The following is a 13363-nucleotide window of genomic DNA, read 5'->3' as shown; positions in this document are numbered from 1 at the left end:
AGGAAATGGCGGTCGGGAAATGGCCGTCGGGAGATGACCGTCAGGAGGTGACCGTCAGGAAGTGCTGGGCAGCGGGCGGTAGACCGTCAGCGCCTCCGGCAGCTTCTCCACCGTCACCTCGCCCGAGACGGTCGTGACCTCCCCGTCGTAGGCCAGCGGGGTGCCCGGCGCGAGGCCGGTCAGCCGCAGCCGGTTCACCTGGACGGCGGCATGCGCGGGCGAGCGGGTCAGGGGCCCCGCGGCGGCCGCGGCGAGCAGCCGCAGCGCGGGCCGGCCGCTGCCGTGCACCACACGCACGTCCAGCAGGCCGTCCGCCAGATCGGTACGGCGGCCCGGCGCGAGCCCCATCCGGTGGTAGACGCCGTTTCCGGCGAACAGCATCCACAGCGGCCGCCGTTCACCGCCCACCTCCACCTCCAGCGGGTGCTGCCCCTCGCGCAGCACCCGCAGCACGCCGAGCAGCCCGGCCGGCCAGCTGCCGATCCGGTGCGACCAGGAGTCCCGGGCGCGCACCAGCTCCGGATACACCCCGAGGCTCAGCGTGTTCAGGAACAGGCCCTCGGTGCCGTCCGAGACGAACCGGCCCGCGTCCACCCGTACCGCCTCGCCCTTGCGCACCGCGCGGGCCAGATCGCGCTCGTCCTCCACGCCCAGGTCGTACGCGAAGTGGTTCAGGGTGCCGCCCGGCAGCACGGCCAGCGGCAGCCCGTGGCGCAGGGCGACGGCGGCGGCCGCGTTCACGGTGCCGTCGCCGCCGCACACCCCGAGCACCCGGGCCCGCGTCGCCGCCTTCGCGAGCGCGTCGCCCGTCTCACCGGGCTCGCACTCCACGATCTCCGCGCGCGGCAGCGCCGCCCGCAGCGCGCTCACCCGGTCCGAGGTGCCCGAGCCCTGATTGGCGACCACCACCAGGCCCTCGCCCTCCGGCAGCGCGGGCACCTCGGCGCGCGGCCGGGCGCCCGGCACCGCCGCCGCGCGGGCCGGCACGAGCCGTCGTACCAGGAAGGCGGCGCCCACGCCCAGCGCCGCACCCGCCAGGACGTCGCTCGGGAAGTGCACCCCGGTGTAGACCCGGGAGGCCGCCACCGAGAGCGCCAGCGGCGCGACCGCCGCGCCCCACGCCGGGGACTCCAGTGCCACCCCGACGGCGAAGGCCGCCGCCGACGCCGCATGGCCCGAGGGGAAGGACGTGGTGACCGGCTGGTGCCGCAAGCGCCGCCCGAGCGGCACCGGGTCGAGCAGCGGCCGGGCCCGGCGCACCGAGCGCTTGCCGAGCGTGTTCACGGTCGCGGAGGCGACGGCCAGTGAGGCCATGCCCCGTACGGCGGCCCGCCGGGCCCTGGGCGTACGGGTCGCCGCCACCGCGGCGGCCACGCCGGCCCACAGCACACCGTGGTTGGCGCTGCGGCTCAGCCGGGGCAGCACGCGCTCGGCGCCCGGCCAGTTCCAGCGGGCGGCCCGCTCGAAGAGCCGGCCGTCGGCCGCGAGCAGCCGTTCGTAGAGGGGGTGCGGGGCGGCGGTCGGGGCGGTCAGGTCCACGTCCGGGGTCTCGGTCTCGTTCATAGGGGTGCGGTTACCCTGAAGTGCCCGTTTCCTGCCCCACCGCGTCCCCTGCCGCGCGGACGCCGCCCGGACGCCACAAGGAGAACGCCCGGATGCGCCTGCTCCTGATCCGTCACGGCCAGACCACGTCCAATGTGCGCCGGCTGCTGGACACCGCCGCGCCCGGACCCGGTCTCACCCCGCTCGGCGAGGCCCAGGCCGCGGCCCTGCCCCGGGCGCTGGCCGCCGAGGACATCGGCGCCCTCTACGCCTCCCCGCTGATCCGCACCCAGCTCACCGCCGCCCCGCTGGCCCTCGCGCGCGGGCTCGACGTCACCGTCCGCGACGGCATCCGGGAGCTGTCCGCGGGCCACCTGGAGATGCTGCCCGGCGACGCCCCCGAGGCGCAGGCGTACATGCGCACCGCCTTCGCCTGGTCGGCCGGGCACACCGCGCTGCGCGTCCCCGGCGGGGAGAGCGGCGAGGAGGCGCTCGCGCGGTACGACGCCGTGGTCGAGGAGGCGTACCTCAGCGGCGCCGGCACGGTCGCCCTGGTCAGCCATGGCGCCGCGATCCGGATGTGGACCGCCGCCCGCGCCCGCAACATCGACGTCGCCTTCGCCGCCGCCCGCCCGCTGGCCAACACCGGTGTGATCACCCTGGAGGGCGACCCGGGCACCGGCTGGCGGGCCCTGACCTGGGAGGCCCACACCGTCGAACCGCCGGGCACCCCCGGCCCGACGGGGGAGCCGCTGGGCACCACCGGGTGAACCGTGGCGGCGGCACGCGCGCGGCCCCCCCCGGCGAACCGGAGCGGGGGAGCCCGCGCGGCCGTCCGGCGAACCGGGGCGCCCACGGGGTCCGCGCGGCCGCGTCCGATAACGGTTTGCCCCTGTCCGCCCCCGGACCGGAGAATGCGGCCTCATGGGACATCTGGAAGCCGCGCACATCGAGTACCACCTCCCCGACGGGAGGACGCTGCTCGGCGATGTCTCCTTCCGGGTCGGCGAGGGCTCGGCCGTCGCCCTGGTCGGCCCGAACGGAGCGGGCAAGACCACCCTGCTGCGGCTGATCTCCGGCGAGCTGAAGCCGCACGGCGGCTCGGTCACCGTGAGCGGCGGCCTCGGCGTGATGCGCCAGTTCGTCGGCTCGGTGCGCGACGAGACGACTGTGCGGGACCTGCTGGTCTCCGTCGCGCCGCCCCGCATCCGCGAGGCCGCGCGGGCGGTGGACGAGGCCGAGCACGCCGTCATGGCGGTGGACGACGAGGCCGCCCAGCTGGCCTACGCGCAGGCCCTCTCCGACTGGGCCGAGGTACGCGGCTACGAGGCCGAGACGCTGTGGGACATGTGCACCACCGCAGCGCTCGGAATGCCGTACGACAAGGCGCAGTGGCGCCAGGTGCGCACCCTGTCCGGCGGTGAGCAGAAGCGCCTGGTGCTGGAGGCGCTGCTGCGCGGCACCGACGAGGTCCTGCTGCTGGACGAACCGGACAACTACCTGGACGTCCCCGGCAAGCGGTGGCTGGAGCAGCAGCTCAAGGAGACCCGCAAGACGGTGCTGTTCGTCTCCCACGACCGCGAACTCCTCGCCCGCGCCGCCGAGAAGATCGTCTCCGTCGAGCCGGGACCGGCCGGCGCGGACGCCTGGGTGCACGGCGGCGGCTTCGCCACCTACCACGAGGCCCGCCGTGAACGCTTCGCCCGCTTCGAGGAGTTGCGCCGCCGCTGGGACGAGAAGCACGCCCAGCTGAAGAAGCTCGTCCTGAACCTCCGTCAGGCCGCCTCCGTCAGCCATGAGATGGCCTCGCGCTACGCCGCCGCGCAGACCAGGCTGCGCAAGTTCGAGGAGGCCGGGCCGCCCCCGGAGCCGCCCCGCGAGCAGGACATCACCATGCGCCTCAAGGGCGGCCGTACCGGCGTAAGGGCGGTCACCTGCGCGGGACTTGAGCTGACCGGCCTGATGAAGCCGTTCGACCTGGAGGTGTTCTACGGCGAGCGGGTCGCCGTCCTCGGCTCCAACGGATCCGGCAAGTCGCACTTCCTGCGGCTGCTGGCCGGCGAGGACGTCGCGCACACGGGCCGGTGGAAGCTCGGCGCCCGCGTCGTGCCGGGCCACTTCGCGCAGACCCACGCGCACCCCGAACTCCAGGGCCGCACCCTGCTGGACATCCTGTGGAAGGAGCACGCGCAGGACCGCGGCCCGGCCATGTCCCGGCTGCGCCGCTACGAGCTGACCCAGCAGGCCGAGCAGTGCTTCGAGCGGCTCTCCGGCGGCCAGCAGGCCCGCTTCCAGATCCTGCTGCTCGAACTCGCGGGCGTCACCGCCCTGTTGCTGGACGAGCCGACCGACAACCTGGACCTGGAGTCCGCCGAGGCCCTCCAGGAGGGTCTGGAGGCGTTCGACGGCACGGTCCTCGCGGTCACCCACGACCGCTGGTTCGCCCGCTCCTTCGACCGCTTCCTGGTCTTCGGCACCGACGGCCGGGTCCGCGAGACCCCGGAGCCGGTGTGGGACGAGCGCCGCGTGGAGCGGGCCCGGTAGCCGCCGGCGGGCGCACGCCGGCATGCGGAGGCCGTGGGGCCGGGATGTTCGTACAGTGGATCCAGGAACGCGGGTACCCGGACCCCATGAACGGACACGACGAGCGGGGCACCACCATGACCGGAGTCGACCCCAGCCGACTGGACGACCAGCAGCTCATGAAGGAGCTGGAGACGATCCACCGCACGCGCCACGACACCCTCCTGTACGCCTCGAACGACGCGCTGCGGGCCCACAACGAGCGCATGGCGCAGCTGGAGGGCGAGTATCTGCGCCGCAACCCGCGCCGCCTGGTCAGCGCGGCCCGCACCCGTGAGGGCGCCAGGGAGCGCCACTGCGGTGAGTCGGTGACCCCGGGGCAGCCCGGCACCTGAGCCGGTCCGCCCGCGCGATACGGCACCGTGAGCGCGATACGACATGGTGAGGGGGCCGACCCGCTCCGGGCCGGCCCCCTCACCATGTCGTCGGGGAAGCCGGGGAAGCCGGGGCCTCAGCCTGCCGCCTCTTCGAACACCCGCAGGTACGTCTCGCAGAACGCCTTGAGGTCGTCCGGCTTACGGCTGGTCACCAGCTTGTTGGGCCCGTGGTCGCAGACCTTGACCTGCTCGTCCACCCAGGTGCCGCCCGCGTTGCGGATGTCCGTCCGCAGGCTCGGCCAGGAGGTCAGCACCCGGTCCCGTACGACGTCCGCCTCCACCAGCGTCCACGGGGCGTGGCAGATCGCGGCGACCGGGCGCCCCTGGCCGAAGAAGTCCTTGACGAAGGCCACGGCCTTCTCGTCCGTCCGCAGGAAGTCCGGGTTCGCCACCCCGCCGGGCAGCACCAGCCCCCCGAAGGAACCGGCGTCCGCCTCGCCGACCACCTCGTCCACCTCGAAGGTGTCCGCCTTGTCGAGATGGTTGAACCCCTGAACCTTTCCGGACTCGGTCGACACCAGCACCGGCTCGTGCCCCGCGTCCGAGGCCGCCTTCCACGGCTCGGTCAGCTCCACCTGCTCGACGCCCTCGGGCGCCACCAGAAACGCGATACGCATGATTCTCGTACTCCTTTCCCGGCACTCCGCGCCGCCTCGGCGGTGCGGTCGCGCCGTTTCCCTGCCCTGTCCGCACCCTGGCGGCGCGGCGGCTCCTCGCCGTACGGCACATCAGCGGCACCAGCACGCCGAAGGGCATCGACCCGACGGGGTGTCCCGGCGCGAGCCGTGCCGCCCGGCCTCGCTCATCCGCCGTCCGTCAGCGCCTCGGCCAGCTGCTGCACATTGCGGTACCGCTCGCCGCGCGGCAGCTCCGCCACCGCGTCCACCAGCGGATCCGGCGCGTTGTCCTGGCGCAGTGCCGAGACCAGCTCTCCCGGGCGGGCCGGGAAGGCGCTGCGATTCAGGCTGCGGGCCAGCTCCAGCCGCACCTTCTCCAGGGACGCCGGGGAACCGGTCCCGCCGACCGGGCCGCCGGTCACCTCCGGGTCGTCGTCGGCGGCGGGCTCCGGGTCGTGCCACTCCTCGGCCCGGGTCGGGTGCCCGGACCTCAGCAGGCCCTGCAGTTCGTGCTTCATCTCGTCGTCCCGGTGCACGTTCAGCCGGTCACTGCCTCGCTGCATATCTCCCTCCAGGGGTCGAACCTTCGCACCCGCGTACCCGGTACGGCACTGCCGACACCGCCGCCTAGTGCCTGGTCCGACCGGGCAGGAACTCCTGGACCTTCGCCTTCAGGCCCTGCTTGACCACCGAGCCCCGGTCCGGGTCGCCCTTGAGGACCGAGGCGGCCGTGGCCTCCATCTGCTCCCAGGTGGCGTGCGGTGGGACCGGCGGTACGGCGGGGTCGGTCAGGAACTCGATCACGCAGGGCCTGTCCGCCGCGAGCGCCGACCGCCAGCCCGCCTCCACGTCCTGCGGCTTCTCCACCCGGATGCCCTCCAGGCCGATCGACCGCGCGAAGTCGGCGTACCGCACGTCCGGGAGCTCCTGCGAGGGCAGGAAGGACGGCGCGCCCTCCATCGCCCGCATCTCCCAGGTCACCTGGTTCAGATCCCGGTTGTTCCACACCGCGACCACCAGCCGGGGATCCGACCAGCGGTCCCGGTACTTGGCCGCGGTGATCATCTCCGCCAGCCCGTTCATCTGCATCGCGCCGTCGCCGACCAGCGCGACCACCGGCCGGTCCGGGTGCGCGAACTTCGCGCCGATCGCGTACGGCACCCCGGGCCCCATCGTCGCGAGCGTCCCGGACAGCGAGCCGCGCATACCGGGCCGCATGGTGATGTGCCGTGCGTACCAGTTGGCCACCGAGCCCGAGTCGGCGGTGAGGATCACATCCTCGGGGAGCAGCGGATCGACCGCCCGCGCCACGTACTCCGGGTTGATCGGGTCGGCTTCGAGGGCGGCGCGCCGGTCCATCGTCTCGTGCCAGCGCCGCACGTTCGCGGCCACCGTGTCGTACCACTCCCGGCCGCCCCGGTCGGTCTCCAGCAGCGGGATCAGCCGCTGGAGCGTCGCCTTCGCGTCGCCGACGAGATTCACCTCGTACGGGTACCGCATCCCGATCATGTGCGGGTCGAGATCGATCTGCACGCCGCGCGCCTTGCCGAAGTCCGGCAGGAACTGGGCGTACGGGAACGAGGACCCGATGGTCAGCAGCGTGTCGCAGTCCCGCATCAGCTCGTACGACGGCCGGCTGCCCAGCAGCCCGATCGGCCCGGTGACGTACGGCAGCTCGTCGCTGAGCACGTCCTTGCCGAGCAGCGCCTTGGCGACGCCCGCACCCAGCAGCTCCGCGATCTCCCGCACCTCGGCGACCGCGCCCGCGGCGCCCTGCCCGATCAGGATCGCCGGCTTGTCGCCCGCGTTCAGCACCTCCGCGGCCCGGCGCAGCGCGTCGTCCGACGGCGTCGTCGTCCACTCGCTCGCGCCCAGGCTGGAGGGCACCATCTTGAACGAGTGCGTCGGCGGCGAGTAGTCCAGCTCCTGCACATCGCCGGGGATGATCAGCGCGGTCGGACAGCGCCGCGCGTACGCCGTACGGATCGCCCGGTCCAGCACGTTCGGCAACTGCTCGGGGACCGTCACCGTCTCCACGAACTCCGAGGCGACGTCCTTGTACAGCGTGTGCAGGTCGACCTCCTGCTGGTAGGAGCCGCCCATCGCGCTGCGGTCGGTCTGGCCGACGATCGCCAGGACCGGCACATGGTCGAGCTTGGCGTCGTACAGGCCGTTCAGGAGGTGGATCGCGCCCGGTCCGGAGGTCGCCGCGCACACACCGATGCGCCCGCTGAACTTCGCGTACCCGACCGCCTCGAACGCGGACATCTCCTCGTGCCGCGACTGGATGAACCGCGGCTTGTCCCCGGCGCGGCCCCAGGCGGCGAGCAGGCCGTTGATGCCGTCGCCCGGATAGGCGAACACCTGCTCGACATCCCAGGCGCGCAGACGCTCCAGGACGTGGTCGGACACCTTCTTGCTCATGGAGGGGCCTCCCCAATGGGGTCGCGAAACGGACGATCCGGTCAGCGTCGACCGAGTTGCCGGTGGGCAGTCCGGAAAACCTCCCGGGGGTGCGCGAGTCCCGCGCACGCTCCGGCGCGCGGGGGCCGCGCGCCGGGCCGCGCCGTCACCCGGGTGGGCGTCCGTGTCCCGCGAATGGGGCCCGGCCGCGCGCGCCGGGGCGTGGGCCGGGCTGTGATGGCTGGGGAGGGAGAGGTACGGCCCCGGGCGCCGCAGGGCGTGGGCGCCGCACCGCTGCCCCGGCCGCCCGTACGACCGCTTCTGTACGACCGTCAGTCCGCCGTCCGCCCGTCCGCCCGTCCGCCCGTCCGCCTGTCCGCCGTCCACTGTCCGCCGTGTCCGTCCCCCGCCATCAGCCGTCCGCCATCAGCCGCCCGGTATCCGCCGTCCGCCGCAGCTCCCGAGGAGCCCTTCCATGCGCCGCACCGTCCGCGTCCTGCCCGTCGCCCTTGCCGCCGGCGCCGCGCTCGCCCTGACCGGCCCCGTCGCCCTCGCCGCGGCGGCCACCCCCGGCGCGGGGTCCGCGAGCTGCGCCCCCACGACGACCGTCCCGGAGCCGCAGATGCCGGGCACCACCCGCGCACCGGCACCCGCGCCGGACCCGGACACCGGGGGCGGCGGGGGCCGGGTGCCCGGACCCACCTCCCGGGCGAGCGGGGGCCCCGGCACGGCGTGCAGCGGGACCGGGGCGGGCAGGACGGACGGGACCGGGGCGGGCAGGACGGACACGGGCACCGGGACCGGCACCCAGTGCCGGGCGGGGGAGACCTGCGCCGGGGACGCACGGCAGTGCGCCGGCGCCAAGAGCGGGTCCTGCGCCGACGACGACCGCGCCTGCGACGGCGCCCGCTCCGGCGCGTGCGAGTACTCCGACGACGACTCCTGCCGCGAGCCCCGCTTCGCCTCCGGCCGCTCCGGGAACTCCTACGACGACGGCGTCGGCGGCGACGACCGCGACGGCGACACCGGCTGGAGCCCCGGCGGCGGCGACGAGGACGACGACTGCGCCACGGGCGGGGGCGGCACCCAGCACGGCGTGGCGGCCGGCGCGGGCGGCACCTTCAGCGACTCCGTCCCGGCCCTGGCCGTGGGCGGCGCCCTGATCGCCGCGGCCTGCGCGGGCGCCGGCTACCGGCTCCACGGCCGCCTCCGCCCCGGCGGAGGTGACCGGCCCGCGGATGTGTGACCCGCACAACTCCCGCCCCGGCCATGGAGTTACACCCAGCGGGTACACAGCATCCCGAGGACACCCCCGACCCACCGGACCCGGCCACCGGCCGCCGCACCTGTGGCACCGTCCGGCGCGGGGCGGGACGGGTCCGGGGCGGCACACAGGACGGCACGGCCCCGGGCGGGGCGGCACCACGGACTGCGCGGAGGCGGAGATGCGGCGGACGGACCCCGAGGGCCACGGCCCCGTCCGCTACGGCCCGCCCCTGCCCGGCGACGGCCTGCCCGTGCTCCCCGAACTGACCGCCGTGGTCGCCGCGGCGGCGGGCCGCGCCGACGCCCAGCCCGTCGGCGGCGCCCCCGCCCTGCTGGAATCCGCGTGCGGATACTGGACCCGCCGCGCCCTGCCCTGCGTCCCCGACCAGGTCGCCGCCGGCCCCGGCGCCCCCGCGCTGCTCCTCGCCCTCACCGCCGCGCTGGCCGGGGACGGCGCCGACGTCCTCGTGCCCCGCCCCTGCGCCGCCTGGTGGGCCCCCTACGCCCGGGTCCTCGGCCGGCCCGTCTTCCATGTGCCCACCCCCGCCGACAGCGGCGGCGTCCCCGACCCCTACGCGCTGCTGGAGACCGTGCGCCGGGTCCGCGCCGAGGGCGGCGACCCCCGGCTGCTGGTGCTGTCCGTCGCCGACGACCCCACCGCCACCGTCGCCCCGCCCGAACTGCTGCACGAGACCGTGGAGGCCGCCACCGCCGAGGGCCTGCACCTGGTCAGCGACGAGACCTGGCGCGACACCGTGCACGCGCCGCACGACACCGTCCTGCTCAGCCCCGCCGAGATGCGGCCCGACCAGGTCACCGTCGTCACCGACCTGGCCGGCGCCCTGCTGCCGCCCGGCTGGCCCGCCGCCGTCGCCCGCTTCCCCGCCTCCGACGCCGGACGGCACCTGCACGCCCGGGTCCTGGACATCCTCACCGGGCTCGGCGCCCGCATCGCCACCCCGGTCGCCGCGGCCGCCTGCTACGCCCTGGACGAACCCCCGCCCGTCACCGAGCGCCGCGAGGCCGCCGTACGGCTGCACGCCCGGCTGGCCCGCGCGGCACACGCCGAGATCACCGCCGCCGGCGCCCTCGCCCGCCCCCCGCAGGCCGGGCGCCATGTCTACGCCGACCTGAGCCCCTTCCGGGAGGCGCTCGCCGCCCAGGACGTGACCGACGCCCAGGAGTTGGAGGACTTCCTGACCGCCCGGACCGGTATGCCCGCGCCCGGCGGCCACCGCTTCGGCGACGATCTGGCGGCACTGCGCGTACGGCTCGGCACCGCGCCGCTGCTGGCCGGCACGGACGAGGAACGCGCGCACGCCCTGACCTCGCCCACCCCATGGGAACTGCCCTTTGTGCAAAGCCCGTTGATCTCCTTGAGGTCGGTCCTCGACGATCTCCGTGACGACGCCCAGCGACGGGAGCCTCCTCGATGACGCAGCAGACGCAAGAGCCCGGACCGACCTCGCCGGCCGGCAACCCGCCCACGGCTGCGACGACTTCGACGGCGACCGGCACCCGCACGGGCACCGGCACCGGCACCGGCGCGCCCCCCTTCCCGCCGCTGGCCGAACCCCGCCCGCTGGGCGAGCGCCGGGTGTGGCCGCGCACCTTCCACGACCGGCTCACCGCACCGCTGCCCGGCCTGAAGGCCCTCGCCCGGTTCGCCCGCGAGGGTGCCGTACGCCCCGACGCGCAGGGCCTCGCCGACATCTCCCGGCTGCCGTACGCGCCCGCCCCGCTGCCCCGCGCCGACACCGGCACCCTCGCCGTCACCTGGGCGGGGCACGCCAGTTGGGTCGTCCGGATCGGCGGTCTGACCGTGCTCACCGACCCGGTCTGGTCGCGCCGCATCCTCGGCACCCCGGCCCGCGTCACCCCCGTCGGCGTGCCCTGGGACCGGCTGCCCCGGATCGACGCGGTCGTCATCAGCCACAACCACTACGACCACCTGGACGCCCCCACCCTGCGCCGGCTCCCGCGCGACACACCGGTGTTCGCGCCCGCCGGACTCGGCCGCTGGTTCCGGCGCCGCGAGTTCACCTGCGTCACCGAGCTGGACTGGTGGGAGGGCGCCGAACTGGGGGGCGTCCGCTTCGACTTCGTGCCCGCCCACCACTGGTCCAAGCGCACCCTGACCGACACCTGCCACAGCCTGTGGGGCGGCTGGGTCCTCACCGCCCCCGGCGGCCCGCGCCTCTACTTCGCCGGTGACACCGGCTACGGCCACTGGTTCTCCCGCATCGGCCGCCGCTACCCCGGCATCGACCTCGCCCTGATGCCCATCGGCGCCTACGACCCCCGCTGGTGGCTCAGCGACGTCCACTGCGATCCCGAGGAAGCCGTCCAGGCCACCCTCGACCTGGGCGCCAGACGCATGGCCCCCATGCACTGGGCCACCTTCATCCTCTCGGCGGAACCGGTCCTGGAGCCGCTCACGCGGGTGCGGGCGGCGTGGGAGAAGGCGGGACTCGCCCAAGAGGACCTGTGGGACCTGCCGGTAGGCGCTTCAAGAACCCTGGACTGAACGCCCCTCCAAGGAGCGCGAGGCCCTTACGGGGCTACCGGAACCGCCGCACAAAACCCGGCACCGCACTGATCACCACGGTCAGCACCACCGCCACCACGACCCCCTCCCACGGCTCGGGAAACAGCGAACCCCCCACGATCCCGATCACCTGGTACGTCACCGCCCACGCCAGGCACGCCGCCACATTGCCCCGCGCGAACCGCCGCAACGGCCATTCCGCCATGAGGCACGCCAGCATCACCGGAATACGACCGGCCGGCACCAGCCGGGAGAGAACGAGCACCGCGACCCCGTGGTCGGCCAGCTTCCCCCGCGCCTGCTCCAGCCGCTCCTTTGGCGCCCGCGACCGTATCGCCCGGAGCCACCGTGACCCGCCCCGCGACCGCATCCCCCGCCACCCCAGCCAGTACAGCGCCGCGTCCCCGAGGAACGCGGCCAGCGACGCCGTGACGAACACCAACGCGAGCGCGAACGGGGCGGTCTGATGGAACGCCACCACCGCCGCCGAACTCACCAGCGCCCCGGTCGGCACCACCGGCACCAGCGCGCCGATCAGCACCAGCAGGAACAACGACGGGTAGCCGAGCGCCTGTTGCGTCGACTCCGGCGGCACGGTGGACGTCGTCACCGCGGCCAGCACCACCGCCGCCGCGAGCCGCGTCACCGGGCGACCGCCGGCCGGACGCTCTCGCCGTGCGCGAGCTTGTGCACCGCCACCTTCGGCGCGGCCAGGGCGGCGAGCCGTACGAACTCGTCGCCCGGCGCGTGGAATTCGTGCGGCCGCACCGCGTCCATGCCGATCGGCCAGTACGTCCCGTAGTGCACCGGTATCGCCGCCTGGGGTGCCAGCAGGTCCAGGGCCTGCGCCGCCCGGCCCGCGTCCAGATGCCCCTCCCCGAGGAACGGCCCCCAGCCGCCCACCGGCAGCAGTGCCACCTCCACCGGTCCCACCTGCTCGGCCATCGCGTCGAACAGCCCGGTGTCCCCGGCGAAGTAGGTCCGCGCCTCCCCCTCGACGACGAAGCCCAGCGCGGGCGAGCGGTGCGGGCCCACCGGCAGCCGCCGCCCGTCGTGCCGTGCGGGCACCACCCGCACCAGCAGCTCGCCGACGCGTATCCCGTCCCCCGGGGCCACCTCGGTGACACGGAGGTGCCGCAGCCGGCGTACGCCCGGCACCGCCTGGAGTGCGCCCCGGGGCACAAGCAGGCGCGTGCCCGGGTCGAGCGCCCCCAGTGACGGCAGATGCAGATGGTCGGCGTGCAGATGGGAGACCAGCACCACGTCGGCACGCCGGGCCTCGTCGGAGGGGAGCGCGCCCCGTCGGCGCCGCAGATGCGCGAGGCGATGGGCGAACAGGGGATCGGTGAGCACCCGTATGTTCGAATCCTCGATCGTGCAGGTGGCATGACCCCACCAGGTGATCTCCACCGGCACCTTCTTCGCCTCCTTCACGCGCCTGTCCGAAGCCTACGTGCAGGAGTAGGGTCGGCGGCGAAAACCGGAGGTGAGGGGGACGCCATGGGACAACCACGGGGCGCCTCCGGCGCGCGCACACCGGCCCGGGTCATCGCCATCGCCAGCCTGACCCCCCTCGAAGAACTCGACGCCGACCCCTTCCTCGTCGACAGCCGCACGCAGCACGCCATGTGCGCCCGCTGGGCGGACGAACACGGCTACGTCGTCGCCCGGGAGCTGCTCGTCGGCGGGCTCCGCTTCGACCATCGCGCCCTGTGGGACGGCGTACGCCCCGGCGTGGACGTGTTCGTGGCGCCCAGCCTGCGGGTGCTGCGCCGGGCCCTGTCCTCCGTCGAGGAGTTCACCGCCGAGTGCGCCCGGCGCGGGGTGCGCGTGGTCACGGTGGGCCGGGCGGAGCCGTCGTACGACGCGCAGATGAAGGCCCGGGTGCACCGGCGGCTGTCCATGCCGACCGCCGGATACGACGGACGGTGAGCCCCGGGTCAAGACGAACGGGGAGCCCCGGGACACGACGGACGGTGAGCTTGGCGTCACTCCTTCGGGTGGTTCCCGCCCGGTATGACAAGGTG

Annotated in this window: 13 protein-coding genes; 7 read left to right on the top strand and 6 right to left on the bottom strand. The window is 74.8% G+C overall.

Annotated features, from left to right (window positions below; genetic code table 11):
- Positions 1 to 54: 54 nt before the first annotated feature.
- Positions 55 to 1563, bottom strand: coding sequence for a bifunctional phosphatase PAP2/diacylglycerol kinase family protein (locus tag QHG49_RS06760; RefSeq protein WP_159706355.1), 1509 nt, complete (start codon positions 1561 to 1563; stop codon positions 55 to 57).
- Positions 1564 to 1655: 92 nt separating this feature from the next.
- Between QHG49_RS06760 and QHG49_RS06755 the strand changes: the two genes are divergently transcribed.
- The 3 genes from QHG49_RS06755 to QHG49_RS06745 all read left to right on the top strand — a co-directional run bounded on the left by QHG49_RS06755 (position 1656) and on the right by QHG49_RS06745 (position 4460).
- A complete protein-coding gene (locus tag QHG49_RS06755; RefSeq protein WP_145486293.1) occupies positions 1656 to 2312 on the top strand; it encodes a histidine phosphatase family protein in 657 nt (218 codons plus the stop codon).
- Positions 2313 to 2466: 154 nt separating this feature from the next.
- Positions 2467 to 4086: an ABC-F family ATP-binding cassette domain-containing protein gene (locus QHG49_RS06750; protein ID WP_159706358.1), complete on the top strand. Its 1620-nt coding sequence runs from the start codon at positions 2467 to 2469 to the stop codon at positions 4084 to 4086.
- Positions 4087 to 4172: 86 nt separating this feature from the next.
- Positions 4173 to 4460 (top strand): DUF6158 family protein, encoded by a 288-nt coding sequence (locus tag QHG49_RS06745; protein ID WP_145486291.1) that lies wholly within the window; start codon positions 4173 to 4175, stop codon positions 4458 to 4460.
- Between the two features lie 116 nt (positions 4461 to 4576).
- Here QHG49_RS06745 and QHG49_RS06740 read toward each other — a convergent pair whose 3' ends face one another.
- The 3 genes from QHG49_RS06740 to QHG49_RS06730 all read right to left on the bottom strand — a co-directional run bounded on the left by QHG49_RS06740 (position 4577) and on the right by QHG49_RS06730 (position 7543).
- The gene (locus QHG49_RS06740; protein ID WP_145486290.1) at positions 4577 to 5119 is read right to left on the bottom strand and encodes a type 1 glutamine amidotransferase domain-containing protein; all 543 of its coding nucleotides are present in this window, start codon (positions 5117 to 5119) and stop codon (positions 4577 to 4579) included.
- Between the two features lie 185 nt (positions 5120 to 5304).
- Complete coding sequence (locus QHG49_RS06735) at positions 5305 to 5682, bottom strand: DUF2795 domain-containing protein (RefSeq protein WP_159706360.1); 378 nt, start codon at positions 5680 to 5682, stop codon at positions 5305 to 5307.
- 64 nt (positions 5683 to 5746) lie between these two features.
- On the bottom strand, positions 5747 to 7543 hold the full coding sequence (locus QHG49_RS06730; RefSeq protein ID WP_159706362.1) for a thiamine pyrophosphate-requiring protein: 1797 nt from the start codon (positions 7541 to 7543) through the stop codon (positions 5747 to 5749).
- Between the two features lie 454 nt (positions 7544 to 7997).
- Between QHG49_RS06730 and QHG49_RS06725 the strand changes: the two genes are divergently transcribed.
- The 3 genes from QHG49_RS06725 (at position 7998) to QHG49_RS06715 (ending at position 11315) form a co-directional block, all read left to right on the top strand.
- Positions 7998 to 8768 carry a hypothetical protein gene (locus QHG49_RS06725; protein ID WP_301487805.1) on the top strand — a complete coding sequence of 257 codons (771 nt, stop codon included), beginning with the start codon at positions 7998 to 8000 and terminating at the stop codon, positions 8766 to 8768.
- A gap of 199 nt (positions 8769 to 8967) precedes the next feature.
- Entirely contained in the window at positions 8968 to 10224 is a 1257-nt protein-coding gene (locus QHG49_RS06720; RefSeq protein ID WP_159706366.1) for an aminotransferase class I/II-fold pyridoxal phosphate-dependent enzyme, read from the top strand.
- Positions 10221 to 11315, top strand: coding sequence for an MBL fold metallo-hydrolase (locus QHG49_RS06715; protein WP_301487801.1), 1095 nt, complete (start codon positions 10221 to 10223; stop codon positions 11313 to 11315). The genes QHG49_RS06720 and QHG49_RS06715 overlap by 4 nt, the downstream gene beginning before the upstream one ends.
- A 34-nt stretch (positions 11316 to 11349) precedes the next feature.
- Here the strand turns inward: QHG49_RS06715 and QHG49_RS06710 are convergent, their stop codons facing one another.
- Both QHG49_RS06710 and QHG49_RS06705 read right to left on the bottom strand, forming a co-directional pair.
- A complete protein-coding gene (locus tag QHG49_RS06710; protein WP_145486284.1) occupies positions 11350 to 11982 on the bottom strand; it encodes a VTT domain-containing protein in 633 nt (210 codons plus the stop codon).
- Positions 11979 to 12752, bottom strand: a complete 774-nt coding sequence (locus QHG49_RS06705; protein ID WP_145486457.1) for an MBL fold metallo-hydrolase — start codon at positions 12750 to 12752, stop codon at positions 11979 to 11981. The genes QHG49_RS06710 and QHG49_RS06705 overlap by 4 nt, the downstream gene beginning before the upstream one ends.
- Positions 12753 to 12836: 84 nt before the next feature.
- Between QHG49_RS06705 and QHG49_RS06700 the strand changes: the two genes are divergently transcribed.
- Positions 12837 to 13268: a hypothetical protein gene (locus tag QHG49_RS06700; RefSeq protein WP_046418194.1), complete on the top strand. Its 432-nt coding sequence runs from the start codon at positions 12837 to 12839 to the stop codon at positions 13266 to 13268.
- Positions 13269 to 13363 lie beyond the last annotated feature (95 nt).

It is taken from the genome of Streptomyces sp. WP-1 (genome assembly GCF_030450125.1).
Lineage (GTDB): Bacteria > Actinomycetota > Actinomycetes > Streptomycetales > Streptomycetaceae > Streptomyces > Streptomyces incarnatus.
Note: the sequence above shows the minus strand (reverse complement) of the source record. Positions and strands in the feature narration are given on the sequence as shown.